This window comes from Lysobacter sp. KACC 24251 (assembly GCF_057747755.1).
In genome coordinates this window covers 1,013,775-1,037,441 of record NZ_CM173222.1, presented here as the reverse complement: position 1 = coordinate 1,037,441, position 23,667 = coordinate 1,013,775, and the positions used below count along the sequence as shown (strand labels likewise).

Genomic DNA, 23,667 nt, shown 5'->3' with positions numbered 1-23,667 from the left:
CTCGCCCCCAACGCAAACGCCCCGGAGGACCGGGGCGTGTGATTTCGACGCGGTGCCGCTGCGACGGCAGGCAACGATCAGTAACGGATCAGGGCCGAGCCCCAGGTGAAGCCGCCGCCAAACGCCTCGAGCAGCAGCAGCTGGCCGCGTTGCACCCGACCGGACCGCACCGCCTCGTCCAGCGCCAGCGGCACCGAACCGGAAGAGGTGTTGCCGTGCTTGTCCACGGTGACGATCACGCGCTCCATCGGCATGTCCAGGCGCTTGGCCGTGGCTTCGATGATGCGCAGGTTGGCCTGGTGCGGGATCAGCCAGTCCAACTGATGGCGATCCAGACCGTTGGCCTCCAGGGTCTCCTCGACCACCGAGTCCAGTGCCTTGACCGCGTGCTTGAACACGTCATTGCCCGCCATCAGCACGCGCACGCCTGCATTCTTCTCGTCGGGCTTGAAGCCCTTCGACACGCCCACCGGGTTATGCAGCAGCTCGGCCTTGGTGCCGTCGGCGTGCATGTGGGTGCTGAGGATGCCGGTCTCGTCGTCGGCCTTCAGCACTACCGCGCCCGCACCGTCTCCGAACAGCACGCAGGTGCCGCGGTCGCTCCAGTCGAGCATGCGGGTCAAAGTCTCGGCGCCGATCACCAGCGCGGTTTTCGCCGCGCCGGAGCGAATGAACTTGTCGGCCACCGTCAGCGCGTAGACAAAGCCCGAGCAGGCTGCATTCACGTCGAATGCCGGGCAACCCGCGGCACCAAGCCGCGCCTGCACCAGGCACGCGGTGGACGGGAAGATGACATCCGGAGTGGTGGTGCCCAGAACGATGAGGTCGAGGTCTTTGGCATCCACGCCGGCCGCTTCCATCGCGCGCACGGCGGCATGGTAGGCCAGGTCGCTGGTGGTCTCGCCTTCCGCGGCGATGTGCCGCTCGCGGATGCCGGTACGCGCCGCGATCCACTCATCACTGGTTTCGACGAACTTCGCCAGATCGTCGTTGGTGAGGACTTTCTCCGGCAGGTAGCTCCCGGTGCCGGCGATACGCGAAAACACTTGCTTGGTCATGCCAACGGGATACCTCGACGGGGCGGCGCGTCGATCTTGCCGACACGTCGCGGACGGGCCCGCACGCCAAGCCTCAACGCCGACCCAGAAAAAGATTGCGGCCCGAAGGCCGCATCCCTGCTGCGGAATGCCGGCCTTGCACCGGCACTCCCGGGAGACGGTGGCACGAGCCCCCGCCCCACGGTAACGCACGCGGCGCAAGCGCCGCGGTGCGATTACTCGGCGTCGACGACCTTCGACTTGACGTCGATGACCTTCTTGCCACGGTAGTAACCGTCAGCGGTCATGTGATGACGGATGTGGGTTTCGCCCGTGGTCGAGTCGGTGGCCAGCTGCTTGCTGGACAGCGCATCGTGCGCACGGCGCATGCCACGCTTGGACGGGGTAACGCGGGACTTCTGGACAGCCATGGTCTTGCTCCAAGGAAACTCAGTTCGATTTGTTCTTCAATGCCGCCAACGCCGCGAAGGGGTTCGCGCGCTCCTGCTCGGCCTCTTCGGCCGGCCAGTCACGCTCCATCGCCTCCGTGCCGGGCATCGTCGGCACGACCGGGATGGCAAGGATGAGTTCATCCTCGACCAGCTCGGCAGCCCGCAGCAGCCCGTCAGCCGGGACAAGCAGCGGTTCATACCCGGGCGGCAGCGCGGCTTCGTCCGCTTCATCACGGATCAGGCCGAGCCGCTGCACGATGTTCACCGGAAACACGAAACGCTGCAGACTGCGCTGACAGAGCAGCGGCAATCCGGCATCGATGCGCATTTCCACGTATGGCACCTGCAGTTCGTCCGTGTCGAACTCCAGCGAGTAGGTCACCTCGCCATCGGTATCGACCAGACTGTCACGCAACCTGTCCAGCGACGACAACGGCAGGCGGCCTTGAACACCGCGCCGTGCCGCCACCATGCGCCAGGCGTCCAGGGCTTCGGAAACCGACGATCGAGGTGCGTCTGCGGACATAAGCTGCAGAATGTTAGGAGGTGCAGGCCCCTCTGTCAAACCGGAAAACCCTTGCGGGGCGGTGATTTGCCCCAGGAGGGGTGGCCGGTTCAGACTGCGGGGCCGTCCTTTCCTGCTCGCCCCGTGACCACCGTCCTGATCCTGCTCTGCCTTGCCGCCGTGGCCGTGGGCCTGCTGGCTTACCTGCGCCGTGGCACGACGACGCGCCAACGGGCCGTCCGCGAGCTGCTGGACGCAGCCGACGCGCTGGAAGCCCGCCTGCGGACCGCTCGCGCCGAGATCGCGGCAGTCACCGGCGACGAGACCGAGGATCCAGTCCGGATTGCCATGCGCGAGATGCTACGCCAGCGCATGTGGCTCCGCGACCACGGACAGGAGGCGTCTCTGGAGCGGCTGGCCGAGGTCCGGGCGTCCATTGATGCCGCCCGGGCCCGCATCGACCAGCAGCTGTCCCGCATCGACCGGGCCCGCACCCCCACCCCCTGAGGCTTCCATGGCCCCGCTGATCCTCGCTTCCACCTCGATCTACCGGCGCGAGCTGCTGGCCCGCCTTCGCCTGTCGTTCGGCACCGCCCGTCCAGAAACCGATGAGTCCCCCATCCCGGGCGAGCCCCCTGCCAAACTGGCCTTGCGGCTGTCCGAGGCGAAGGCGCGCGCGGTGGCCAGGCAGCACCCGGGCGCGTGCGTGATCGGTTCGGACCAGGTGGCGGAGCTGGATGGCCGCCCTCTGGGCAAGCCCCACCAGCGCGCGGCGGCGATTGCCCAACTGGGCGATATGTCCGGGCGTGAAGTGCAGTTCCGGACTGGGGTATGCGTGGTCACGCCGGACGGGGTCGCGCACACTGAACTGGACACCACGACGGCCCGCTTCCGCGTGCTGACGACCGCCGAAATCGAGCGCTACGTCGACGCCGAACAGCCGTTTGACTGCGCCGGCAGCTTCAAGTCAGAAGGGCTTGGCATCGGACTGTTCGATGCCATCGAATCTTCCGATCCCACAGCCCTCATCGGCCTGCCGATGATCGCCACGGCGCGATTGCTGCGGCGTGCAGGCTACCAGGTTCCCTGACCCGCCCAGCCCACCCGCGCACGGCCTCGTCAGTGGCTCAGCGTACGTATACAGGCTGTTCCGCCCAGTCTTCCACGCTGCCATCCCGGCCATGCAGCCGCAGCCCCAGCCAGTGACGGCCCTGCGCGACATTGCCCAAGTCGATGCGGCCGCCCACGCCCACGTGTGGGTGTGAGGGGTCGGTGGAGATCTTCCAGTAGGCGGCTACCCCTGTGTTGCCCAAGTCATGGTCCACGTCGCCGACCGGACGACCGTCGAGCAGCACTTCCACTCGCGCCAGGCCCACTCCGTCCTTGAAGGCCCAGCCATTGATGTCCACATGCCGTCCGATCGTCGCCCCGGACTCGGGGGTGTCCAGCCAGGCCATCGCGGGCGCGGTACACGGCCCGGAGGTACGGCCCTGCAGTCGGAACAACAGGAAACGCCGGCGCCCGTGGTCCACATTGACCACTCGGGCGGGTGGCAAGGGGCCCACCATTTCACACAACGCATGGTAGCGCGCCAACAACAGCCGATACGGCACGTCCGTGGCACCCACCACCAGCAGTGTGGACCCTTCGCCCGCGGCGTTCTGGGCGTCACGATGCAGACCCCAAAGCCGCAATTGCGGTGCCCGACCGTGGTGGTGGTTGAGCGGATGGTCGAGCACCGGAATGAGGGAATCGTCCCTCACGAACCCGAGTTCAGCGCCGATCTTGAAGTTGTCGGCGAGCAGGCGCGTGCCGGGCGGCAGCGCCGCCAGCTCATCTTCCACCGCGCGAGCCAGCTCATCCCAACCGGCGAAATTCTCCGGATACCACTTGGTATCCGCGCTGCGGGCCCGCAACGAGGGCGCGGAGACGGCAGCGTAATAGCCCAGCACGGCGACCAAGCCGAGGCCAGCCAGGCCCCAGGTGAGTCGGCGCGCCGCCGGCGACCAGGTCGCGAGCGTCGCGGGCACCAAGGGCAGCAAGGCGAGGTATCCCGGCAACGGCCAGTGGAAGCTGACGCGTTCGTTGTCGGCGACAAAGCCGAGCAGGAAGAAGCCCAGCACGAGCAATCCGCCACTCCATGCCAGATAGCGCGCGGCCGGCTGGGACGCCGCCGCCCCGCGCCGCGCCGCCACCAGCATGGCCACCAGCAGGAGCGGCGTGGCGAGCAACGCCTGGATGGCGACAAACCACAGCCCGTCGGCATGAAATGCCCAGGGATGCCGGTCGACCAGTTGAAAGCGCAGGCCGGCGTCCGCGTTGGCCAGATTCCACGCGAGCAGTGGCAACCACGCCGCTGCGCCGCACGCGATCGCCGCCCAGGTCCATGCGCTGCGCAAGGCGCGTCGCCCCTCAGGGAGCAGCATGAGCGCAACGAAGCCGACGCCAATGACGGCGACGAAGCGGTAGTGCGTCAATGCCCCGATGGCAAGACCCAGCGCCAGTTCGCACGCCGCGCCCGCTTCGACACGACGCAGGAGGCGCGTACCCGCGTCTACGCACAGCACCGCCGCCAACGCCAGCGCCACGTCCGGCAGGGCGAGTAACCCGAGCGTACCCGACAGCGGCAGCAGCAGTGCAAGGCTGCCCGCCTGCCACCCGACCACCTCACCGAACTCGCGCCTGGACAGCGTCACGATCATCCACGGAATGGCCGCCGCCATCAGCAGGAATGGCCAGCGCAGGGCAAGCGGTCCGTTCCCACCCACTTCAACGCCCAATCGTGCGAGCCAGGCCGTGAGCCCAGGCAGGTCCGAATACGCGGCGGCGAGGTGCTGGCCTTCCTGCCAGTAGAAGGCCTCGTCAACGAACAGCGGCAAACCTGCCGCGGCCAGCACCTTGGCCAGCGACAGCGCTGCAAACAGCGCGAGAAAACCTTGGCGTGACCGCCGCACATCCACCATCGAAGCAAGACCTCTTACACTCAGCCTGAATACGGGAGAACCACATGGCAGCGTCCCCTCCGAGCGCGAGCATGCTACCTGATGGCCTGCGACAGGCCCTCGATCGCGCCCAGGCGCAGGTGAACCAACTGGTGCTGGGCAAGCCACACGAGGTGCGACTGGCCTTCGTCGCACTGCTGTCCGACGGCCATCTGCTGATCGAAGACCTGCCGGGCCTGGGAAAGACCACGCTGGCCCATGCGCTTGCGGCCACGCTCGGACTGGAGTTCCAGCGCGTGCAGTTCACCTCCGACCTGTTGCCGGCCGATGTGGTGGGCGTTTCGGTGTTCGACCCGCAGGCCAGACGCTTCGAGTTCCACCCCGGTCCCGTGTTCGCCCAGGTGCTGCTGGCCGACGAGATCAACCGCGCGCCACCCCGCACCCAGAGTGCGTTGCTGGAAGCCATGGCCGAGCACCAGGTGACGGTCGATGGTGTCAGCCATGCGCTGCCGGCGCCCTTCTTCGTCATCGCGACACAGAACCCGGTCGACCTGTCGGGCACGTACCCGCTTCCGGATTCACAGCTCGACCGCTTCCTGCTGCGACTCGCGCTCGGCTACCCCAGCGAAGCCGCCGAACGCGATTTGCTTGCGGGCAGCGATCGGCGGGACCTGATTGCCCGCAGCCTGCCGCAACTGGGCGCCGACGACGTGTTGGCCGCCCGCGCGGCGGTTACCGCGGTGCACGCCAGTGATGCACTCATCGGCTACGTCCAGGCGCTGTTGGCCCGCAGCCGCCGCCACCCGGGGGTGCGCGTGGGGCTCTCGCCGCGCGCCGGCATCGCCCTGCTGCGTGCGTCGCGTGCGTACGCGCTGCTGCTTGGCCGCCAGCATGTGCTGCCTGATGACGTGCAGGCCCTGTTCGGTGCGGTCGCGGCACATCGCCTCACCGTGGATGCCGATGCCGGCGATCCCGCCGCGCTCGCCAAGTCGATCCTTCACTCGGTTCCCGTCGACTGATCCCCATGACAGCCGCGTGGCGGGCATCCCTGCGCAACCGGGCCGCGGCGCTTGCACGCCCGCGGCAGCGCGAACCCCTGCCGGTCCGGCTGGACCGCCATCGCGTGTACGTGCTGCCCACGCGCTTCGGGCTCTTCTACGCGGTCCTGCTGCTGGCGATGCTCCTGGGCGCGCTCAACTACAACAACAATCCGGCGCTGTTGCTGGCGCTGCTGCTGGCCGGCGCGGGGCTGGCCAGCCTCGTGGCGGCGCACCTGCAACTGACGGGACTGGAGATCGTGGCCGTCGACGGCGAAGCCGTCGCAGCCGGCCAGCCCATACTCCTGCGCGTCCATGCCAAGGCGCCTGCCGACCGGGTACGCCGGGGCTTGCAGGTGGCGTTTGCCCAGGGACGTGCGCCGGCGGCGGTCCTGAATCTTGACCAGGGGCGCGGCGAAGCCGACCTCGCCCTGCCCACCCAGCACCGCGGCTGGCTGGACATACCCCGTTTGACGATCGCCACGACGCGGCCACTGGGGTTGGCCAGGGCTTGGGCGTACGTCTGGCCGGAGCCACCCATGCTGGTGTATCCCGCCCCCGAAGCCGCCGGCCCACCGCTACCCGAAGGCAGCGGTGACCGCGCCGACAGCCGCCTCCACCCCTCTGGCGAGGACGTGCACCACCTGCGTGCCTATCGCCCGGGCGATCAGCGACGCGCGATTGCCTGGAAACCTTCGGCGCGCCGGGACCAGCTCATCGTGCGCGAGTACGAGCAGCCACAGGGCGCGGAAATCGCGCTGGAGTGGCGTTCGCTGCGTGCGCTGGCGTACGAGCAGCGCATTGCGCGGCTGGCACGCTGGGTCGACGAGGCGGAACGCGGCGGCCGTCGCTACCGTTTGTCGCTGCCGGGCCAATCGATCCTGGGGCCAGACCACGGCCCCCACCATCGCCACGCGTGCCTGCGCGCGCTCGCACTGATGCCGTATGGCTGATTCGCACCGCCCGCCGCCATTGGACCCGACCAGCCGGCACTGGGCCTTCGCCGCAGGTGCCGCGTCCCTGGTTCCGATGCTGCTTCAGTTGCCGGGCACCCTTGCCGCCACGGTTGCGGCGTGTGCCGCCGCGGTAGCCGCGCTGGCATGGCGCCAACCGGCGCACGGCCTGATCCGCCTGCTGCTGGCCGGGTCGCTGGTGGGCACCGTGCTGGTCCTCACCCGGTTCTCGTTCGGTCGGGACACGGGGTGCGCGTTGCTGGCCGCGATGCTGGCGATCAAACCGTCCGAGACCGCCAACCTGCGCGATGCTCGCAGCCTGGTCGGCTTCGCCCTTTTCGCCCCATTTGCAACGTTCCTGCTGGACCAAGGGCCCCTGAGCCTCGCGTTGGGGCTGATCGCCACCTTGATCTCACTAGGCGCACTTCAACGCTTTGCCGATGTCGAGGCGGGGGATGCGCATGACGTTCCGCTGCGGCAGCGCCTCCCCGCGATCGGTCGCTTGCTCGCGATGGGCGTGCCACTGACCTTGGCCGCATTCTGGCTGTTCCCGCGCATGGCCACCCCGTTGTGGGGCGTGCCTGAGCGTGCGCTCGCCCGCCCGGGGCTGTCGGACACCATGACCCCCGGCGAATGGGTCGACTTGATGAACGACGACACGCCGACGCTGCGCGCCCGCTTCTTTGGCGCCACCCCACGGCAGGAGGAGATGTACTGGCGTGGGCCTGTGTTGTGGCACTTCGACGGCCGCAGCTGGACCCAGCCACGTTGGTTCCGCAATCTGCCCGTGGCTGACACTGAGCCGGCAGACGTGCGCTGGGACTACGAGGTGGAGATCGAACCCACCGACCGACGCCAACTGGTGGCTCTGGATCTTCCACTGGCCGCCCCGCAAGGCACCCGCCTCTCCATCGACCATGGCCTCTGGGCGGAGCGTCCGCAGACGTCCTTGGGCCGCTGGCGGATGCAGTCTGCACCGCCGCGGCGCTATGAGCCCCAGCTGCCACTGACCCTGCGACGGGTGGCCCTCGAGTTGCCGACCGGCTACAACCCTCGCACCCTAGCCCTCGCCCGCCAGTGGCGCATCGAGGCGGGAGCCAATGATTCGGCCATCGTGCAACGCGCGCTGGCCTGGATCCGACGTGACTTTGGCTACACGCTTGCAACCCCGCTCCCCGGTCGCCACGCGGTCGATGAGTTCCTGTTTGATTACAAGCAGGGCTTTTGTGAGCACTTCAGTTCGGCGTTCGTGGTGCTGATGCGCGGCGCCGGCATACCTGCGCGCGTCGTCACCGGTTACGCCGGCGGCTACCGCAATCCGTATGGGAACTACTGGCTGGTGCGCCGCTCCGACGCCCATGCCTGGGCCGAAGTCTGGCTGCCGGACCGCGGCTGGGTGCGGGTAGACCCCACGGCCGCGGTGGCGCCCGAGCGCATTTACGACACGCTGGCCGACCGCGCCCCGGGGGCGGGCCTGTTCGGTGCGGGCGGGGGCATGACCCCCTTGCTCAACGCGGGCGACTGGCTGCGGCGGGGATGGAACGACTTCGTTCTCGGATTCAACGCCGCACGCCAGCAGGACCTGCTCAAACCTCTGGGCATGGAGCAGTGGGGCAGCCGGGGTCTGATTGCGCTGTTTGGCATGACCGCCGGGCTCGCCCTGTTGTGGATGCTGTGGCTGAGTACTCGCGGCCGGCGCGAAACCGACCCGGTGCTGCGGGCTTGGCACCGGCTGGACCAGCGCTACCGTCGGGTGGGCCTGGGCCGCGATCCGCATGAGACCGCGGACCACTGGGTGCGCCGGGTGGGGGACGCCCGCCCGGACCTGACGAACGGCCTGCAGGAACTCAGCCGCCGTTTCAGTAATTGGCGCTACGCTGGGCCTCGAACCGGGCGAACGGCCGCGCGCGAACGCCAGGAACTGGTCCGCGCGCTCCAAACCCACCGCCCACGACCGCCAGGAGAACGCACATGAAGCTTCGTTCATTTGTCCTTGCCGTGGGCAGCGCCACCGTGCTGGCGGCGTGTGTCTCGCAACCCAAGCCCCTGCAGGGCGTCTTTGCCGAGATCAGTCCGCAGGATGCCGTCGCCACTGATCGCACCGGTGCTGTGGTGCGCTGGGGCGGGCGCGTGGTCGAAGTCGAGCCGCAGAGCAACCGCACCTGCTTCCAGATGATCTCCACCCGTCTGGGCGGCACCTCCCGGCCGCTGGCATCCAGCGACGATACGGGCGGGCGCTTCCTCGCCTGCCGCACCGGATTTTATGACCCGGCGCTGTTCCAGCCCAACCGCGAGGTGACGTTCGCCGGCCGTATCAGCGGCTATGAGACGCGGAAGATCGGGGAGTACAACTACCGCATCCCGGTGGTGGAGGCGGACGTGGTCTACCTGTGGCCCATCCGCGAGCGCGTGGACGTGGTGCAGTACCCGGCGCCGTGGCCGTGGTGGGGCTGGTGGTGACGTCGCGCCGATAACGGATGGCGTGCGCGCCAAGCCGGGCGTCGCCGCTTCCGGAGTCGGTTTAACCGCCGTCAGTGCGGCGTGCCGAATCGTCCCAGCGGCGCGCCCGCGAGCAGGTGCAGATGGATCTGGAACACGGTCTGCCCGGCGTCGCCATTGCAGTTCATGACGATGCGGTAGCCGTCCTCGGCGAATCCTTCGCGCTTGGCGTAATCCGCCGCCGCGATCGCCAGCCGCCCCAGCACCTCGGCCTGCGAAGGCTGCAGGTCGTTGAGGGTGGGCACGGTTACCTTGGGCACGAACAGCACATGCACCGGCGCCTGCGCCGCGATGTCGCGGAACGCGATCAGGTGATCGTCTTCGTAGACGATGGTGGCCGGGATCTCGCGGCGCATGATCTTGTGGAAGATGGTGTCGTCGCTCATCGATGAATCCTCAAAGGGTCCAGGGTTCTTGGCACCGTGTCGCGAGGACAACCCGCGAGGCATTCCCGCGCGCGCCTCGCTCAATCGGGCATTTCGCTACGGCTGCCGAAGGCATGCGAGAGTGTTCCGCGGTCCACGTATTCCAGCTCGCCGCCCAGCGGCACGCCGTGGGCCAGCCGACTGGGGCGGACCTGATGCTGGCGTGCCAGTTGCGCCAGGTAATGCGCCGTGGCCTCGCCTTCGACCGTCGGGTTGGTGGCGATGATCAACTCCTGCACCTCGCCTTCGGCCAGCCGTGCGGCCAGCGCATCCAGTCCCAACTCGCGCGGTCCGATGCCATCCAGCGGCGACAGCCGGCCCTGCAGCACGAAGTACAGGCCGCGGTAACCGGTGGCCTGCTCGATGGCAAGGCGGTCGGCCGGCGACTCGACGATGCACAGCTGGTGCGCATCGCGCGAGGCACTGGCACAGGTTGCGCAGACTTCGGTCTCGCTGAAATCGCGGCAGCGCTTGCAGTGGCCGATCCGCTCGATGGCCTGGGCCAGGGTGTCGGCCAGGCGCTGGCCACCCTCGCGCTCGCGCTCGAGCACGTGGTAGGCCATGCGCTGCGCCGACTTCTGCCCGACGCCGGGCAGCACGCGGAACGCGTCGATCAGTTGTTCAAGCAGTGATGCGCTCATTGCAGGCGACACGGGCGCGCGCGAGGCGGGCGCATGCCCGCTCCGCGACGCCACCCGGCCCGATCAGAACGGCATCTTCATGCCGGGCGGCAGCGGCATGCCGGCCGTGGCGGCGGACATCTTCGACTGCGACTCGGCGTTGACCTTGTTGACCGCATCGTTGAATGCGGCGGCGATCAGGTCCTCGGCCATTTCGGCGTCGCTGATCACGCTCGGGTCGATGCGCACCTTGCGGCACTCCATGCGACCGGTCAGGGTCACGCTGACCATGCCGCCGCCGGCGTTGCCGGTCACTTCGATCTTGGCCAGTTCTTCCTGCGCGCGCTGCACGTTTTCCTGCATTCGCTGCGCCTGCTGCATCAGTTGGGCGATGTTTCCACGCATGTTTCAGTCTTCCAGTGGGCGGATGGAGTCAGGGACAACGCGCGCGCCGTACTGCGCGATCAGGCGCTGCACATCGGCGTTGTCCATGAAAGTGGTCTCGGCCGCGGCTTGCCGTTCGTCGCGCGCGCGATCATTTCGTTCGCGGATCGATTCGCCGGGAGCGGCCGTGGTGAAGCGAATCTGTGGCGCGCTGCCGAGCCGTGGCACCAGCGCCTCGGCCACCAGCTTGACCAGGTTGGGGACGCCCAGGTGCTGGTCGGCCTCGGGCAAGGCCAAGGTCAGCACGCCCTCGGTATACCCGCCGAAAACGGCGTGTTCGGCCAGCAGGCGTGCGGGGCCCTTGAGGTCGCTGGCGGCGACAAACTCGTGCCACTCGTCTGCACTGGTAATGCTGGCGTCCAGATCGACGTGGGCGATGGCGGCGACAGTCGGCGCAGCGACGGGCGCCGGTGCGGGCGCAGCGGAAACACTCGGAGGGGCGGGCGCGGCAGGGCGAGGCGGCTGGTTGCGCTCGATCACGATAGGCGGCGCAATGTCCGCCACCGCGGTGACTGCCGCAGGCTGCGGCGGCGACGGGCCGACAGGAACGTCCTCAGCCCACGGCGGAAGGTCGTCATCCGCAGGCTTGGCGTGCGGGGTTGGAGGCGCAAGCCCGGCGGGGCGACCGACGCGTTCTTCTGCCCGCTCGTCCGCACGGGCAATGCCTTGGAACGAGGCGACTTCGACGGAAGGCCCTTGAGCGGCCGCACTCGCAGCGACCCCCGCGGGCGCGCCATCCCGCGCCGCACCACCTTCCACCTGCGCCGTGCGCGCACTGCCGCCGCCATCCGCAGGACGGAAGGCCAGCATGCGCAGCAACGTCATCTCGAAGCCGGCGCGCGGGCTCGGCGCCAGCGGCAGGTCCCGGCGCCCGTTGAGCGCCATCTGGTACCACAGCTGGATCACCTCCGCGCGGATGCGCGAGGCCAGCCCGTCAATGTCCACGCCATCGGTTTCGACCGGCGCGCCGGGAACCAGCTGGCGCACCTGGATGCGGTGCATGGCGTCGCTCAGGGCGTCCAGCACGGTGCTCCAATCGGGCGAAAAGTCCGCCAGCGCGGCCACCTCCGCCAGCAGCGCCTCGCCGTCGCCATCGGCCAGCGCCGAAAGCAGCACGCCGACGCGGGTGCGGTCCACCGAGCCCAGCATGGTCGCCACGCCGCTCTCGGCCAGTTGCCCGCCGCCGCTGTTGGCGCCGGTATAGGCAATCGCCTGGTCCAGCAGCGACAAACCGTCGCGCAGGCTGCCATCGGCGGCCTTGCTGAGCAGCCGGATGGCGCCGGGCTCGACCGTGATGCCCTCGGCTTCCAGGATCCTGTTCATCTGCCCGGTGATCTGCGCCTCGTCCAACCGCTTGAGGTTGAACTGCAGGCAGCGCGACAGCACCGTCACCGGCAGTTTCTGCGGGTCGGTGGTGGCCAGCAGGAACTTCACGTGACCTGGCGGCTCCTCCAGCGTCTTCAGCAGCGCGTTGAAGGCCGCCTTGGACAGCATGTGCACTTCGTCGATCAGGTAGACCTTCACCCGGCCGCGGCTGGGCATGTACTGCGCGTTCTCGATGACCTCGCGCACGTCATCCACGCCGGTGTTGGATGCCGCGTCGATCTCGATCAGGTCGAAGAAGCGGCCGGCGTCGATGTCCTGGCAGGTGGCGCAGACGCCGCACGGGTCGGACGACGTGCCCTGCTCGCAGTTCAGCGACTTGGCGAAGATGCGCGCGATGGTGGTCTTGCCCACCCCGCGGGTGCCGGTGAACAGGAACGCGTGGTGGACCCGGCCGGTCTCCAGCGCATTGGTCAGCGCACGGACCACGTGCTCCTGCCCGACCAGTTCGGCGAAGCGCTTGGGGCGCCATTTACGGGCGAGAACGAGGTAGGACATCGGATCCTTTGCAGTGCGGCGGGCCGTGGCGCAGCGGGGAGCGCGGCGTGTCGGACCGGTTGATCGGACTCGTCGACATTGTGCCACGGCGCATCGCATCCACCGCGCCGACTTGTCCGCAAGCCCCGCGAAGGCTAGACTTTGCGACCCCGAGGCCGCAGCCCTGCGCCGTGGCCCCGGGACCCGGAGAGGTGTCCGAGTGGTTGAAGGAGCACGCCTGGAAAGTGTGTAAGCGTCTAAACCGCGCTTCGGGGGTTCGAATCCCCCTCTCTCCGCCAGATTCTTGAATGCGAGTCCCGCCCAGCCTGCTGCGCCCGTGCGCCGTTTGCCCAAGCGAAGCCCCGCAGTCGCCTATGGTGGCCCCGTCGGCCCCTCGCGACGCTAGGTCGAAAATCCCGCCAGGGCCGGAAGGCAGCAACGGTATCGACTGACGCGGGTGCCGAGGTCAGCCGGCGGGGCTACCGCCTTTTCAGGCCCCCCACCCGCACAATCGCCGGACGCGCGACCCGCCGGCTCAGACCGGCTCGGCGCGCATGGCCGTGGGCTCGGCCAACGGCAGACACTCATCCGGATGCGCGACGCGGTACCCGCGCGCGCCCAGCACCTCACCTTCCTCGCGGCTGGCGTAGTGGTACAGCACGCACCGCGCCAGCAAGGCCGGGGGGTACTCGCGCTCCAGGTCCTCGATTCCGCTGTGCGACGGGTTGCCGTGCAGCGCGCAATCGTGCGCGACGAGCTCGCCATCATCGGCGACGCGCGCCAGCACCTCGGGGATCGGCCGGGTATCGCCGGTCCACACCACGCTTCCCTTGAGCCGCAGGCCGAACGCCGTGTCCGGCCAATGGTGGCGCGCCTGGAAAACCTCCAGCCTCACGCCGTCATGCCAGAACGCGGTGCCCACCGGCACCACCCGGAATGCATCCCAGAAATTGGCGCCCCCTTCGGCCAGCGCATTGGGGTAGTCGCCCACCCGCTGGTGCAGCAGCGGCACCAGCGGGGCGGGTACGTACACCCGCACCTGGCCGCGCAGCGACGGGTTGAAGAAGCTCTCCACGAACAGCCGCTCGAAGCCGGCCACGTGGTCCAGATGGGTGTGGGTGATGAACAGCGCACGCGGGGCATGGCCGTAGCGGCCCAAGAAGGCGGTCAGGCCTTCGGCGCCGCAGTCGATGGTCAGCCAGGGCGCTCCGTCGCGCTCGATGGTGGACATGGCCGAGCCGAGCTCGACCGCCGAGGCATTGCCGACCCCATGGAGCCGCAGCGCCCAGCCCTTCACGTACCCCGGCTCCAGGCAAGGTCATAGGCGCTGCGCAGGCGCTGGAAATCGCGCTCCACCTCTTCCTCGGAGCGCTGTCCGCGCAGCTTCATCAGCGAGCGATGCAGGCGTTGAAGGTTGCCTCGACGCCAACCGGTGGCGGGTATACGCAACTGCCCGCGGTCCAGGTCGATCACCCAACCGTTGCCGCCGGGGTCGAACAGCAGGTTGTGGGCGTTGAGGTCCGCATGGTCCAAGCCGGCGCGGTGGCTGCGCGCGATCAGCCGTCCCGCCTCCTCCCATGGCGCGCCATCCCCGGCGACCGCGGCCCGATCGGCCAGCGAGCGCACGTCCTCCAGGCGGTCCAGCAGGATCGCTGCGGTATAAAACAGACCTTCCCGACGGTAATAGGCCGCCACCGGCCGCGGCACTGGCACGCCCCGCGCGGCCACCGCGCGGGTCAGTCGGAATTCCGCGAAGCTGCGCGTAGCCGCGGCGCCGCGCCACCAGTAGCGGTCCCGACTGAAGTTGGCGGCGACACCACCGCGCAGGTAGCGTCGGAGCAGGACCGGGCCGAAAGGCGCATCGATGAACCACGCCCCACCGCGTCCGCCGCTTTCCACCGGGCGTGCGCGCGTGCCCCAGTGTTGCGGCGAGAACCACTCCGGCGCGGCTTGCCGCACCCGTGTGGTGTCGAACAGAATCGCGCCGTACCCGCTGTCCTCGCGGAACGGAATCAATCCTTCTGCGGCGTCGTAGCCCGTCATATCTACTGGAGTCTAACAATTCACGCCGCATCTGCACCTGCCTCGATCTGCATCCTCCGCCTGTCGGCGTTGGGCGACGTCACCCATGTCGTGCCGCTGGTGCGCACGCTGCGCGCCGCCTGGCCCCAGGTCGCCATCACCTGGGTGATCGGCAAGGGCGAGCATCGCCTGCTGGCGGGACTGGAGGGCGTGGAGTTCGTCGAATACGACAAGAAGTCCGGCCTGGCGGGGATGCGCGCACTGCGGCGGCAGCTTGCCGGGCGCCGGTTCGACGTGCTGCTGCAGATGCAGGTTGCCGCACGCGCCAACCTGCTGTCAGCCTTCATCCCGGCCCGTCGGCGGATCGGCTATGACAAGTCACGCTCCAAGGACCTGCACGGCCTTTTCATCAACGAACGCATCCCCGACCGACCGGGTATCCACGTCCTCGACGCACTGGGCAGCTTCTGCGAGCCGCTGGGCCTGCACCAGACCGAGGTCCGCTGGGACCTGCCGGTACCGGCGGACGCGTTCGGATGGGCGAAGACGCAATGGCCGGAGGACGGCCGCCGCACCCTGATGATCTCGCCCTGCTCCAGCCACCTGCTACGCAACTGGCGTGCCGAGCGCTACGCCGCCGTAGCCGACCACGCCATCGCCCGTGGCTGGCGGGTGGTGCTGTGCGGCGGACGCAGTGAACTGGAACGCCAGACGGCGGACGCCATCCTCGCCGCCATGCAGGGGGCCGCACTGGACCTGGTGGGCAAAGACACCCTGAAGCAGCTGCCGGCGCTATTGCAGCGCGCCGACCTGCTGATGACGCCCGACTCCGGCCCAATGCACATCGCCAACGCGATGGGCACGCGGGTGCTGGGCCTGCACGCCGCCAGCAATCCGGAGCGCAGCGGCCCCTACACCACCCGCCGCTACTGCGTGGACCGCTACGACGACGCCGCGCGCAAGTATCGCGGCCAGCCCGCTGCAGAGCTGAAGTGGGGCACCAAGATCGAGCACGAGGGCGTGATGGACCTGGTGACCGTTGGGGATGCCATCGCCGCCTTCGAGCGGTTCGTCGCCGACCACGCGAGCTGACGGGGCTTCGGCCGAAGACGCCGACAACGGCTGCAACGGTTTCGCTCCAGCCGGTATCTCCTTGGTGCATTCCCAACCAAAGGAAGCGTCATGCCGAATCCATTGCGTTCCGCCCTGGCCGCGTGCCTGCTGCTGGCCGCCCTGCCCCTCCACGCCGGCACGCCGCGCGAGCAGGTGAATGGCGTCGCCGCGGTGATCGAGGAGAACTATTTCGATGCGAGCCGCGCCGCACAGATCGCCACCGACCTGCGCTCCGCGGCGGCGCGGGGTGAGTTCGACACGCTGCGCAACCCGCGCGAACTGGCCACCGCGCTCACCGCGCGGTTGGGGCCGCACGACCGGCATTTCAACGTGCAATGGTCGGCCCCCAGCGCAGCGCCAACAACCGAGCCTGCGCCGACACCCGCCGGCTTTCCGCCCGCGCGCGGCAATTACGGCGTGCGCCGGGTGGAAGTGCTGCCCGGCAACATCGGCTACCTCGACCTGAGGGCCTTCGCCGACTTCGCCTTCGGTGAGCCGGACCAGCCGGCCCGCCGTACCATCGACGCCGCGCTGCAACTGCTCGCCGGCACCGACGCCATGATCATCGACCTGCGCGACAACGGCGGTGGCTCGCCGGCGATGGTCGGCTACCTGGGCAGTGCGTTCGCGCCGGCCGGTGCCAACATCTACAACACCTTCCATTCGCGCCAGGGCACGCGCAGCGAAGCGCCGCTCGAGTCCTACCCGACCCCACGCCTGACGACGCCACTGTACGTGCTGACCAGCGGCCGCACTGGCTCGGCGGCCGAGGCGTTTGCCTACACGCTGAAGTACGCCCGGCGCGCGACGATCGTCGGCGAGGCCAGCACCGGCGCGGCCAACCCCGGCGGCGAGATCGACGCCGGCGATGGCTTCCGCGTGTTCGTGTCGTTTGCCTCACCGGTCAGCCCGATCACCGGGCGCAACTGGGAGGGGAGCGGCGTCGCGCCCGACATCGCGGTCGACGCCGGCAGCGCACTGGACGTTGCCCGCGCAGCGGCATTGCAGACCGTGCTCGACCACGGCATGGTCGGCACCGCCGCGACCGATACGCGCTGGGCCCTGGAAGGCCTGCGCGCGGAGGCCGCGCCGCGCCAAGTGGCGCTCGCCGGCTATGCCGGTGCGTTCGGGGCCGTGACGGTCACCGCGCGCGACGGCCGCCTGCTCCTGCAGCGCGAACGCCGCCCAGCCTGGGTACTGGTGCCGCTGGGCGATGATCTGTTCACCGTCGCGGGAGAGCCGAGCCGCCGCGTCGCCTTCGACCGTGACGGCACGGGCGCGCTGGCAGCACTGGAGATCCGGCTGTCAAACGGCCAGGTGACACGCCACCGGCGCTGAGATCACCAGGCGGGGTCCGGTCCTGCCCAACCCGAATCAGGGCGCGGCAGCTCCGGACTTGTAGTCCTCGTATGACTTCTCCTCGACGTAGCTCGACCCCAACGCCAGATTGATCTCCTTCTTGATCCGCGCCCGCTCGTCGTTCTCGAAGTACACACTGCGCGCCAGCCGCACGAACTCCTCATCAAAGGCCTGCGCCTTCTCCTTGACGCGGATGTCGTCCTCGATCACCCACAGGCGCTCGTTCACCGCCTTCAGTTCGGCGCGCAGCTTGGCGATGTCGTGGCCGGCCGCCGGGTGCGCCATCCAGGTCTTCTCCAGTGCCGTCAGCTCGTTGCGGACGTTGGCCAGCTTGGCCTCATCGGACATGCGCTCGCTCTTGATCTGCAGGATCGCGATCTTGTCGAGGAGTTCGCCAAAAGACACGGGGACCAGGATTTCAGACATGACGCCGCCATTCGTTCAGGGGGAAAGGCCGACAGTGTAGCGCTGCCGCGCCCGGGCTTGCCGAAGCGGCCGATGCCCCGTATCATTCCCGGCTCACTGCACCCGGAGAGGTGGCAGAGTGGTTGAATGTACCTGACTCGAAATCAGGCGTACGTTTATAGCGTACCGAGGGTTCGAATCCCTCCCTCTCCGCCAGTTTTACTGAAAAGGACCCCAACGGGGTCCTTTTCTTTTTCCGAGACCCCGGCGGACCGCGCAATATTCACCTTGCTCCGCGGCCGACGGGGCATGATGATCGCGTTATACGCAGCAAAGCCCGACGACGCGAACGGAAATGATCGAATTTGGACATCTGACGCACGTCGGGCTTCGCCGGGAGCTCAACGAGGACACCTACTACGGGGACAGCGAGCTGGGCCTGTGGCTGGTGGCCGACGGCATGGGCGGCCATGACTACGGCGAGGTTGCCAGCGCCCTTGCCCGCGAGACCATCGTCCGGGAGATCCGCGATGGCACCCCCCTCGCCCAGGCCATCCGCATCGCCGACGAGGAGATCATCCGCACCTCGCGGCGGCGCAATGACGCGCTTCCCATGGGCACCACCGTGGTTGCGGCCCGGGTCAACGGCAACCGCTTCGAAGTGGCCTGGGTGGGCGACAGCCGCGTCTATCTCTGGCGCGAGGGCAATCTGGCCCAACTGTCGCAGGACCACAGCTACGTGCAGGAGCTGATCGCCAATGGGGCGATCACCCACGAGCAGGCGCGCAGCCATCCGCACCGCAACGTGGTGACGCAGGCGCTGGGGGTGACCGACCCCACCAGCCTCAATGTGGAGACGATGACCGGCGAGCTGCGCCCGGGGATGCAACTGCTGCTTTGCAGCGACGGCCTGACCGAGGAGGTCGAGGATCGCAACATCGCCCAGGTGCTGTCACGTAATGACTGCAGCGCGCAGGAATGCGTGGACAGCCTGATCGCCGCCGCCCTCGACGGGGGCGGGTCGGACAACGTCACCGTCGTGCTGGTGCGCAATCACTGATTCGCGGCGGGCGGCGGCCCGGGTGATGGCGAAGCCTGCGCCCCCGGAACGCACCGTCCCGTCGCCCGGTCCTCTGGACAGGCGACGCGCCGGGGCGGGCTTCAGGCGACCGCAATCGCAGCTTCTTGCTCCACCATCACGTCCCACACGGCCCTGCCCGCCTTCTTGCGGAGTTTCTCCAGCCGCGCCTCGTGGGCTGCCAGTTCGTCGTCCGCCACCAGCACACGCGGGCGCGCGGACGGGGCTGTCGCCGTGAAGCTGGTCGCGGCCTCCACCTGCGCCGCATGGGCGGCTTCGTCGAACCCGATTTCCCCTTGCCCCGACGTCAGCGCGATGTAGACGTCGGCCAGGATCTGCGCGTCGAGCAGCGCGCCGTGCAACTGGCGGTGGCTGTTGTCCACCCCCAGGCGCTTGCACAACGCGTCCAATGAGTTGCGCTGACCGGGGAAACGTTGCCGCGCCAGCAGCAGCGTGTCCTCCACCGTGGCATGGTCCAGGATGCGGCCGTACTGCGCGCCGGCCAACGCCAGTTCGTTGTCGAGGAAGCCGACGTCGAAGGCCGCGTTATGGATGATCAGTTCGGCGCCCCGAATGAACTCCAGGAACTCGTCCACAACATCTGTGAAAACGGGTTTATCGGCAAGGAATTCCAGCGTCAGGCCAGTGACCTCCTGCGCGCCCTGCTCGAAGTCGCAATCCGGCTTCAGGTAACGGTGGAAGTGGTTGCCGGTCGGGCGTCTCTCCACCAGTTCCACGCAGCCGATTTCCACCACACGGTTGCCGGTTCTCCAGTTCAGGCCGGTGGTTTCGGTGTCGAGGATGATCTGGCGCATGCGGCGGTGGTTACCCGGGTGAAAAAGCTGGAACAGCGGTGCGAGGACAGGTTACCACCGCGCTCACGCGCGCCTGGCCGCCTGGGCCTTGAATCGGATGGCCTGGTCGCGCGCGAGCACATCCACGCGCTCGTTGTCCGGATCGCCGGAGTGCCCCTTCACCCACTTCCACTCGATCTGGTGGCGTTGGGTGGCGGCATGCAGTCGCTCCCAGAGGTCGCGGTTCTTGACCGGGTCGCCGCCTGCGGTCTTCCATCCGCGGCGCACCCAGTTCTTCATCCACTCAGTGATCCCTTGCCGCACGTACTGCGAGTCGGTTTGCAGGGTCACGATGCATGGCTCGGTGAGGGCCTCCAGCGCCATGATCGCGCCCATCAGCTCCATCCGGTTGTTGGTGGTGTCGGGCTCGCCCCCACTGAGCTCGCGCTCCTTGCCCTTGTATCGAAGCAGCGCGGCCCAGCCGCCGGGGCCGGGGTTGCCAAGGCAGGCGCCATCGGTGTGCGCCTCAATGGCCTTCTTTGAAGATTGGGTCATTGGTCCATTATCGCCGGCTCGCGTCGCACCGGCTCGGATGGCCGCAGATGACCGGTCTGCCAACGCAGTTTCCGCAGCGGCGACGGCGGGATGAGTGCCCGCACGCGCTTGTTGACGGTCAGCGCGATGCCGGCGCGCAACCGGTCGCCCGCGCCGATGCCACCGTCGCCGTGCGCGGCCCGCCAGCGCGGCCCCAGCCATTGCAGGCTGACGGAATCGAAGGCGAAGCCCGCACGGCGCAGCGCCGCCTGCCAGGCGCCGGGATGTCGGGCGCGCAGTCCCTCCCCGGCCCAACGCATGCGGTAGGGGCTCCACGGGTTGAGCGCGGTCAGCCACAGCGTCCCGCCCGGCGCCAACACGCGCTCGCATTCACCCAGCGTTTCCTCGACGGCAAGCCCATCGTCCAACGCATGCTGCAGCAACAAGGCGCCCATCGATTCGCTGGCGAGGGGCAACGGCAGGCCGCAGCGAACAGCGCCAGCGAATCCCTCGTTGCTCCGGTGCAGCAACAGGCCGCGCCGACTGTCATTGGGCGGGGGCTCCGCCGCAGCCACTCCGATCCACGCCCAAGGCAGTGCCGGGCAGCCGGCCAGCACCTGGGAGCCGATCGGGTATTCGGCGGCCAACAGCCCCTGTCCGTCCAGCGTGCTGAACCAGTGCAGCCCGGCCCGGTCCGCGGGTTGACGTGAATGCGCGGGCGAAGGCATGGTCGGCGGTGCGTCCACAGGGAGGGGGTGGCCACCCAGTCTAGACCGCGGAGGGGACGCGCGTGCGCAGCCCCCCACACCAGGACCTCGTTGATGCAGCTCCGCGCCTTGCCCGCCTTCGCCGACAACTACATCTGGGCCCTCGCCGACGGGTCCGGCCGCGCCCTGTTCGTGGACCCCGGCGAGGCGGCACCGGTGCTGGGAGCCATCGCCGGTGGGTTGCAGCCGGTTGGCGTGCTGCTTACCCACCACCACCACGACCACATTGGCGGCACCAGCGAGCTTCTGGCGCACTGGCCGGACCTCCCCGTCATCGCCCCCATCGACGATCGCATCCCGCACGCCAGCCGGCGCGTGGGCGATGGCGAGCGCGTGGACGTGGCCGACTGGTCGTTCGAAGTGCTGGAGATTCCCGGCCACACCCGCAGCCACATCGCTTTCCACGGCCATGGGCTGGTGTTCTGCGGCGACACTCTGTTCAGTCTGGGGTGCGGGCGCATGTTCGAAGGCACCCCAACGCAGATGCAGGCTTCCCTGTCGCGTCTGAGCGCCCTGCCCGGCAACACCCGGGTGTGCTGCGGCCATGAATACACACTCGCCAACGCGGCGTTCGCGCTGACCGTGGACCCGGGCAACGCCGACCTCCAACACCGCACCGCCGAGGCCCGGACCCAACGCAACCAGGGCCAGTCCACGCTCCCCACGACGCTGGCCAGCGAACAGGCCTGCAATCCATTCCTGCGCACGGACGCGCCCGCCATCCGGGCAGCGGTCGCGCAACGACTGGGCCGAGAGCCCCACGACGTGGTGGAGACCTTCGCCGAACTGCGGCGCTGGAAGGACGGATTCACCACATGAGGGGTCTGGACCGCATCCGCCGCGCCGTGGCCGGCGCCCTGATGGTCGCACTGTGCGGGGCCATGACGGGGACTCGGGCGGCTCCAGCCGGTTCCGGCGACACCTCCGGGGACGGCCGAGACGGCACGTCCAGGTCGGCACCGCCTGGCAGCACCATCAGTGGAAGTGCCATCTATCGGGATTTCCGCGAGGGTCTCGCCGAAAAAACCTGCGACCCCGGCGCCAGCAAGCGCTGGACGCAGCACTTCGCCAACGCGCCCAAGCGGCTCGCCAATCGCGGCGACGACGCACTGCCCCTGTTCGGCTACGTGGTCGAAGCGCTTCGCGACGCCCATTTGCCCACCGAATACGCACTGATTCCCTTCATCGAAAGCGGGTACAAGCCCGCCGCGCGCAGCCCTGCGGGGCCCGCGGGCTTATGGCAGATGATCGCGCGGACTGCGCGTAGCCACCGAGTGACCATCCGCACCGGCTACGACGGCCGCCTCTCCCCCGTCGATTCCACCCGGGCCGCCGTGCGCTACCTCAAGACCCTGCATGGGATGTTCGGTGGCAACTGGCAGTTGGTGGTGATGGCGTACAACGCCGGTGAGCACCGCATCCTCGGCGCGGTGAAACGGAGCGGTCGCAAGGCATCCTCCGCCGATCCGGATGCGTTGAAAGGCATTCCCGACATCACCCGCGCCTATCCGCGCAAACTGCACGCCCTGTCGTGTCTGCTGGAACAGGCCGACGAGCGCGACCGGTGGCGCGACGCAATGGACCGCCAGGTCCCCCACTTGGCCGAAGTGACCCTGCCCGACGGCGCCACCGACCTGCGTGAGTGGGCGCGCGGCACCGGTCAGGACCCGGACCTGCTGGCCCGGCTCAATCCGGCCCATGCCGCGGGCCCCCTGCAGGCCGCCGAGCGCCGCGTCCTGGCGCCGACCGCCGCCCCGTCGGCGCCAGACGCCAGCGAATAGGTAGCCCCCGACCCGCCGGCAGGGCAAACTAGAGCCTTTGCTCGACCGTGCTGACGGTCATCGCCCCACTAAGAGGTAAGTCCATGGGTTTCCTGCAAGGCAAGCGTGCACTCATCACCGGCGTCGCCAGCCAACGTTCCATCGCCACCGGCATTGCCGAGGCGATGCGCCGCGAGGGCGCCGAACTGGCGTTCACCTACCAGACCGAGAAGCTCAAGTCGCGCGTCGAGGACTGCGCCAAGGAAAACGGCTCGGACATCGTCATCCCGCTCGACGTCGCGTCCGATGAGCAGATCGAACAGTGCTTCAGCGAACTGGGCAAGCACTGGCCCGAAGGCTTCGACATCCTCGTGCACGCCATCGCCTACGCCCCGCGCGAAGCCATCGACGGCGAATTCCTCGACGGCCTGACCCGCGAGAACTTCGCCATCGCGCACGACATCTCGGCCTACTCGCTGGCCGCGCTGGCCAAGGCCGCGCGTCCGATGATGAAGGACCGCCGCGGTTCGATCCTTACCCTGAGCTACCTGGGTGCCGAGCGTGCGCTGCAGAACTACAACGTGATGGGCGTGGCCAAGGCCAGCCTCGAGGCCACCGTGCGCTACTTGGCCCTGAACCTCGGTCCGGAAGGCACCCGCGTCAACGCGATCTCGGCAGGTCCGATCAAGACCCTGGCCGCCGCCGGCATCGCCAACTTCCGCAAGATGCTGGGTCACTTCGAGAAGTACGCACCCCTGCGCCGCACCGTCACCATCGAAGACGTCGGCAACACCGCGGCCTTCCTGTGCTCCGACCTGGCCGGTGGCATCACCGGCGAAGTCACCTACGTGGATTCGGGCTACAACATCCTCGGCATGACCGGCATCGGCGACGAAGATTGAGCAGCGCCGCGACGGGCCTCGCAGCCGTCGCCAGATGCAAAGGCCCGCCTCAAAGGCGGGCCTTTGTTTTTCCGGTCCTGTGTGTGTTTGCGCAGTCGCCGTCGTGATGCAGCAAATGAAATGGCCCGGCATTTCTGCCGGGCCATCCTTCATGCCTCA

Annotated in this window: 26 protein-coding genes, 2 tRNA genes and 1 other RNA gene; 15 read left to right on the top strand and 14 right to left on the bottom strand. The window is 68.6% G+C overall.

Annotated elements, in window-relative coordinates; all coding sequences use genetic code 11:
* Positions 1 to 77: 77 nt before the first annotated feature.
* The 3 genes from AC3ARF_RS04980 to AC3ARF_RS04970 form a co-directional block, all read right to left on the bottom strand.
* On the bottom strand, positions 78 to 1,058 hold the full coding sequence (locus AC3ARF_RS04980) for a beta-ketoacyl-ACP synthase III (protein WP_498930836.1): 981 nt from the start codon (positions 1,056 to 1,058) through the stop codon (positions 78 to 80).
* A gap of 215 nt (positions 1,059 to 1,273) precedes the next feature.
* A complete protein-coding gene (gene rpmF, locus AC3ARF_RS04975; protein ID WP_498930834.1) occupies positions 1,274 to 1,468 on the bottom strand; it encodes a 50S ribosomal protein L32 in 195 nt (64 codons plus the stop codon).
* 19 nt (positions 1,469 to 1,487) lie between these two features.
* Entirely contained in the window at positions 1,488 to 2,015 is a 528-nt protein-coding gene (locus AC3ARF_RS04970; protein ID WP_498930832.1) for a YceD family protein, read from the bottom strand.
* A gap of 123 nt (positions 2,016 to 2,138) precedes the next feature.
* Between AC3ARF_RS04970 and AC3ARF_RS04965 the strand changes: the two genes are divergently transcribed.
* Together AC3ARF_RS04965 and AC3ARF_RS04960 are read left to right on the top strand one after the other, a co-directional pair.
* On the top strand, positions 2,139 to 2,501 hold the full coding sequence (locus AC3ARF_RS04965) for a hypothetical protein (RefSeq protein WP_498930830.1): 363 nt from the start codon (positions 2,139 to 2,141) through the stop codon (positions 2,499 to 2,501).
* A 7-nt stretch (positions 2,502 to 2,508) separates the two neighbouring features.
* Complete coding sequence (locus tag AC3ARF_RS04960; RefSeq protein WP_498930828.1) at positions 2,509 to 3,084, top strand: Maf family protein; 576 nt, start codon at positions 2,509 to 2,511, stop codon at positions 3,082 to 3,084.
* A 37-nt stretch (positions 3,085 to 3,121) separates the two neighbouring features.
* Here the strand turns inward: AC3ARF_RS04960 and AC3ARF_RS04955 are convergent, their stop codons facing one another.
* Positions 3,122 to 4,957, bottom strand: a complete 1,836-nt coding sequence (locus tag AC3ARF_RS04955) for a glycosyltransferase family 39 protein (protein WP_498930826.1) — start codon at positions 4,955 to 4,957, stop codon at positions 3,122 to 3,124.
* A gap of 44 nt (positions 4,958 to 5,001) precedes the next feature.
* Here AC3ARF_RS04955 and AC3ARF_RS04950 point away from each other — a divergent pair, with 44 nt between their 5' ends.
* From AC3ARF_RS04950 to AC3ARF_RS04935, 4 genes are read left to right on the top strand one after another with little or no spacing between them, the layout of a single operon-like run.
* A complete protein-coding gene (locus AC3ARF_RS04950) occupies positions 5,002 to 5,955 on the top strand; it encodes an AAA family ATPase (RefSeq protein WP_498930824.1) in 954 nt (317 codons plus the stop codon).
* A 5-nt stretch (positions 5,956 to 5,960) separates the two neighbouring features.
* Positions 5,961 to 6,926 carry a DUF58 domain-containing protein gene (locus AC3ARF_RS04945; protein WP_498930822.1) on the top strand — a complete coding sequence of 322 codons (966 nt, stop codon included), beginning with the start codon at positions 5,961 to 5,963 and terminating at the stop codon, positions 6,924 to 6,926.
* Complete coding sequence (locus AC3ARF_RS04940; RefSeq protein ID WP_498930820.1) at positions 6,919 to 8,901, top strand: transglutaminase TgpA family protein; 1,983 nt, start codon at positions 6,919 to 6,921, stop codon at positions 8,899 to 8,901. Before AC3ARF_RS04945 ends, AC3ARF_RS04940 begins: the two co-directional genes overlap by 8 nt.
* A complete protein-coding gene (locus AC3ARF_RS04935) occupies positions 8,898 to 9,386 on the top strand; it encodes a Slp family lipoprotein (protein WP_498930818.1) in 489 nt (162 codons plus the stop codon). Before AC3ARF_RS04940 ends, AC3ARF_RS04935 begins: the two co-directional genes overlap by 4 nt.
* Positions 9,387 to 9,457: 71 nt before the next feature.
* Here the strand turns inward: AC3ARF_RS04935 and AC3ARF_RS04930 are convergent, their stop codons facing one another.
* From AC3ARF_RS04930 to dnaX, 4 genes are all read right to left on the bottom strand, one after another.
* Complete coding sequence (locus tag AC3ARF_RS04930) at positions 9,458 to 9,811, bottom strand: histidine triad nucleotide-binding protein (RefSeq protein ID WP_498930816.1); 354 nt, start codon at positions 9,809 to 9,811, stop codon at positions 9,458 to 9,460.
* Positions 9,812 to 9,891: 80 nt separating this feature from the next.
* A complete protein-coding gene (gene recR, locus AC3ARF_RS04925; RefSeq protein ID WP_498930814.1) occupies positions 9,892 to 10,491 on the bottom strand; it encodes a recombination mediator RecR in 600 nt (199 codons plus the stop codon).
* A gap of 63 nt (positions 10,492 to 10,554) precedes the next feature.
* Positions 10,555 to 10,875 carry a YbaB/EbfC family nucleoid-associated protein gene (locus tag AC3ARF_RS04920; RefSeq protein WP_498930812.1) on the bottom strand — a complete coding sequence of 107 codons (321 nt, stop codon included), beginning with the start codon at positions 10,873 to 10,875 and terminating at the stop codon, positions 10,555 to 10,557.
* Between the two features lie 3 nt (positions 10,876 to 10,878).
* The gene (gene dnaX, locus AC3ARF_RS04915) at positions 10,879 to 12,795 is read right to left on the bottom strand and encodes a DNA polymerase III subunit gamma/tau (RefSeq protein ID WP_498930810.1); all 1,917 of its coding nucleotides are present in this window, start codon (positions 12,793 to 12,795) and stop codon (positions 10,879 to 10,881) included.
* Positions 12,796 to 12,980: 185 nt separating this feature from the next.
* Here dnaX and AC3ARF_RS04910 point away from each other — a divergent pair.
* Both AC3ARF_RS04910 and ffs read left to right on the top strand, forming a co-directional pair.
* Positions 12,981 to 13,073, top strand: a tRNA-Ser gene (locus AC3ARF_RS04910).
* A gap of 84 nt (positions 13,074 to 13,157) precedes the next feature.
* Positions 13,158 to 13,254, top strand: an RNA gene (gene ffs / locus AC3ARF_RS04905) — signal recognition particle sRNA small type.
* 55 nt (positions 13,255 to 13,309) lie between these two features.
* Here the strand turns inward: ffs and AC3ARF_RS04900 are convergent.
* Both AC3ARF_RS04900 and AC3ARF_RS04895 read right to left on the bottom strand, forming a co-directional pair.
* Positions 13,310 to 14,071, bottom strand: a complete 762-nt coding sequence (locus AC3ARF_RS04900) for an MBL fold metallo-hydrolase (protein WP_498930808.1) — start codon at positions 14,069 to 14,071, stop codon at positions 13,310 to 13,312.
* The gene (locus tag AC3ARF_RS04895) at positions 14,068 to 14,817 is read right to left on the bottom strand and encodes a 3-deoxy-D-manno-octulosonic acid kinase (protein WP_498930806.1); all 750 of its coding nucleotides are present in this window, start codon (positions 14,815 to 14,817) and stop codon (positions 14,068 to 14,070) included. The genes AC3ARF_RS04900 and AC3ARF_RS04895 overlap by 4 nt, the downstream gene beginning before the upstream one ends.
* A 45-nt stretch (positions 14,818 to 14,862) precedes the next feature.
* Between AC3ARF_RS04895 and AC3ARF_RS04890 the strand changes: the two genes are divergently transcribed.
* Both AC3ARF_RS04890 and AC3ARF_RS04885 read left to right on the top strand, forming a co-directional pair.
* On the top strand, positions 14,863 to 15,888 hold the full coding sequence (locus tag AC3ARF_RS04890; protein WP_498931757.1) for a glycosyltransferase family 9 protein: 1,026 nt from the start codon (positions 14,863 to 14,865) through the stop codon (positions 15,886 to 15,888).
* A 90-nt stretch (positions 15,889 to 15,978) separates the two neighbouring features.
* Positions 15,979 to 17,247 (top strand): S41 family peptidase, encoded by a 1,269-nt coding sequence (locus AC3ARF_RS04885; protein WP_498930804.1) that lies wholly within the window; start codon positions 15,979 to 15,981, stop codon positions 17,245 to 17,247.
* 36 nt (positions 17,248 to 17,283) lie between these two features.
* Here AC3ARF_RS04885 and AC3ARF_RS04880 read toward each other — a convergent pair whose 3' ends face one another.
* Positions 17,284 to 17,694, bottom strand: a complete 411-nt coding sequence (locus AC3ARF_RS04880) for a DUF6165 family protein (RefSeq protein ID WP_498930803.1) — start codon at positions 17,692 to 17,694, stop codon at positions 17,284 to 17,286.
* A 104-nt stretch (positions 17,695 to 17,798) separates the two neighbouring features.
* Between AC3ARF_RS04880 and AC3ARF_RS04875 the strand changes: the two genes are divergently transcribed.
* Both AC3ARF_RS04875 and AC3ARF_RS04870 read left to right on the top strand, forming a co-directional pair.
* Positions 17,799 to 17,889 (top strand) — tRNA-Ser (locus AC3ARF_RS04875).
* A 139-nt stretch (positions 17,890 to 18,028) separates the two neighbouring features.
* Positions 18,029 to 18,733: a PP2C family protein-serine/threonine phosphatase gene (locus AC3ARF_RS04870; RefSeq protein ID WP_498930801.1), complete on the top strand. Its 705-nt coding sequence runs from the start codon at positions 18,029 to 18,031 to the stop codon at positions 18,731 to 18,733.
* A 101-nt stretch (positions 18,734 to 18,834) separates the two neighbouring features.
* Here the strand turns inward: AC3ARF_RS04870 and dnaQ are convergent, their stop codons facing one another.
* From dnaQ to AC3ARF_RS04855, 3 genes are all read right to left on the bottom strand, one after another.
* Positions 18,835 to 19,566 carry a DNA polymerase III subunit epsilon gene (gene dnaQ / locus AC3ARF_RS04865; RefSeq protein WP_498930799.1) on the bottom strand — a complete coding sequence of 244 codons (732 nt, stop codon included), beginning with the start codon at positions 19,564 to 19,566 and terminating at the stop codon, positions 18,835 to 18,837.
* A 63-nt stretch (positions 19,567 to 19,629) separates the two neighbouring features.
* On the bottom strand, positions 19,630 to 20,100 hold the full coding sequence (gene rnhA, locus AC3ARF_RS04860) for a ribonuclease HI (RefSeq protein ID WP_498930797.1): 471 nt from the start codon (positions 20,098 to 20,100) through the stop codon (positions 19,630 to 19,632).
* The gene (locus AC3ARF_RS04855) at positions 20,097 to 20,807 is read right to left on the bottom strand and encodes a hypothetical protein (RefSeq protein ID WP_498930795.1); all 711 of its coding nucleotides are present in this window, start codon (positions 20,805 to 20,807) and stop codon (positions 20,097 to 20,099) included. The genes rnhA and AC3ARF_RS04855 overlap by 4 nt, the downstream gene beginning before the upstream one ends.
* A gap of 93 nt (positions 20,808 to 20,900) precedes the next feature.
* On the opposite strand from AC3ARF_RS04855, the gene gloB reads away from it, so the two are divergent.
* From gloB to AC3ARF_RS04840, 3 genes are all read left to right on the top strand, one after another.
* Complete coding sequence (gene gloB, locus AC3ARF_RS04850; RefSeq protein WP_498930792.1) at positions 20,901 to 21,665, top strand: hydroxyacylglutathione hydrolase; 765 nt, start codon at positions 20,901 to 20,903, stop codon at positions 21,663 to 21,665.
* Positions 21,662 to 22,627 (top strand): lytic transglycosylase domain-containing protein, encoded by a 966-nt coding sequence (locus tag AC3ARF_RS04845; protein WP_498930790.1) that lies wholly within the window; start codon positions 21,662 to 21,664, stop codon positions 22,625 to 22,627. The genes gloB and AC3ARF_RS04845 overlap by 4 nt, the downstream gene beginning before the upstream one ends.
* 83 nt (positions 22,628 to 22,710) lie before the next feature.
* A complete protein-coding gene (locus AC3ARF_RS04840) occupies positions 22,711 to 23,508 on the top strand; it encodes an enoyl-ACP reductase FabI (protein ID WP_498930788.1) in 798 nt (265 codons plus the stop codon).
* Positions 23,509 to 23,667: the final 159 nt, after the last annotated feature.

Excerpts from the sequence above, each read along its gene's own strand:
- AC3ARF_RS04855 (WP_498930795.1), bottom strand. The coding sequence starts at position 20,807 with ATGCCTTCGCCCGCGCATTCACGTCAACCCGCGGACCGGGCCGGGCTG.
- AC3ARF_RS04945 (WP_498930822.1), top strand. The coding sequence starts at position 5,961 with ATGACAGCCGCGTGGCGGGCATCCCTGCGCAACCGGGCCGCGGCGCTT.
- AC3ARF_RS04930 (WP_498930816.1), bottom strand. The coding sequence starts at position 9,811 with ATGAGCGACGACACCATCTTCCACAAGATCATGCGCCGCGAGATCCCG.
- rpmF (WP_498930834.1), bottom strand. The coding sequence starts at position 1,468 with ATGGCTGTCCAGAAGTCCCGCGTTACCCCGTCCAAGCGTGGCATGCGC.
- AC3ARF_RS04895 (WP_498930806.1), bottom strand. The coding sequence starts at position 14,817 with ATGACGGGCTACGACGCCGCAGAAGGATTGATTCCGTTCCGCGAGGAC.
- AC3ARF_RS04980 (WP_498930836.1), bottom strand. The coding sequence starts at position 1,058 with ATGACCAAGCAAGTGTTTTCGCGTATCGCCGGCACCGGGAGCTACCTG.
- AC3ARF_RS04950 (WP_498930824.1), top strand. The coding sequence starts at position 5,002 with ATGGCAGCGTCCCCTCCGAGCGCGAGCATGCTACCTGATGGCCTGCGA.
- AC3ARF_RS04955 (WP_498930826.1), bottom strand. The coding sequence starts at position 4,957 with ATGGTGGATGTGCGGCGGTCACGCCAAGGTTTTCTCGCGCTGTTTGCA.
- dnaX (WP_498930810.1), bottom strand. The coding sequence starts at position 12,795 with ATGTCCTACCTCGTTCTCGCCCGTAAATGGCGCCCCAAGCGCTTCGCC.
- rnhA (WP_498930797.1), bottom strand. The coding sequence starts at position 20,100 with ATGACCCAATCTTCAAAGAAGGCCATTGAGGCGCACACCGATGGCGCC.
- AC3ARF_RS04960 (WP_498930828.1), top strand. The coding sequence starts at position 2,509 with ATGGCCCCGCTGATCCTCGCTTCCACCTCGATCTACCGGCGCGAGCTG.
- recR (WP_498930814.1), bottom strand. The coding sequence starts at position 10,491 with ATGAGCGCATCACTGCTTGAACAACTGATCGACGCGTTCCGCGTGCTG.
- AC3ARF_RS04840 (WP_498930788.1), top strand. The coding sequence starts at position 22,711 with ATGGGTTTCCTGCAAGGCAAGCGTGCACTCATCACCGGCGTCGCCAGC.
- AC3ARF_RS04935 (WP_498930818.1), top strand. The coding sequence starts at position 8,898 with ATGAAGCTTCGTTCATTTGTCCTTGCCGTGGGCAGCGCCACCGTGCTG.
- gloB (WP_498930792.1), top strand. The coding sequence starts at position 20,901 with ATGCAGCTCCGCGCCTTGCCCGCCTTCGCCGACAACTACATCTGGGCC.
- AC3ARF_RS04880 (WP_498930803.1), bottom strand. The coding sequence starts at position 17,694 with ATGTCTGAAATCCTGGTCCCCGTGTCTTTTGGCGAACTCCTCGACAAG.
- AC3ARF_RS04885 (WP_498930804.1), top strand. The coding sequence starts at position 15,979 with ATGCCGAATCCATTGCGTTCCGCCCTGGCCGCGTGCCTGCTGCTGGCC.
- AC3ARF_RS04870 (WP_498930801.1), top strand. The coding sequence starts at position 18,029 with ATGATCGAATTTGGACATCTGACGCACGTCGGGCTTCGCCGGGAGCTC.
- AC3ARF_RS04920 (WP_498930812.1), bottom strand. The coding sequence starts at position 10,875 with ATGCGTGGAAACATCGCCCAACTGATGCAGCAGGCGCAGCGAATGCAG.
- AC3ARF_RS04845 (WP_498930790.1), top strand. The coding sequence starts at position 21,662 with ATGAGGGGTCTGGACCGCATCCGCCGCGCCGTGGCCGGCGCCCTGATG.
- AC3ARF_RS04940 (WP_498930820.1), top strand. The coding sequence starts at position 6,919 with ATGGCTGATTCGCACCGCCCGCCGCCATTGGACCCGACCAGCCGGCAC.
- AC3ARF_RS04970 (WP_498930832.1), bottom strand. The coding sequence starts at position 2,015 with ATGTCCGCAGACGCACCTCGATCGTCGGTTTCCGAAGCCCTGGACGCC.
- dnaQ (WP_498930799.1), bottom strand. The coding sequence starts at position 19,566 with ATGCGCCAGATCATCCTCGACACCGAAACCACCGGCCTGAACTGGAGA.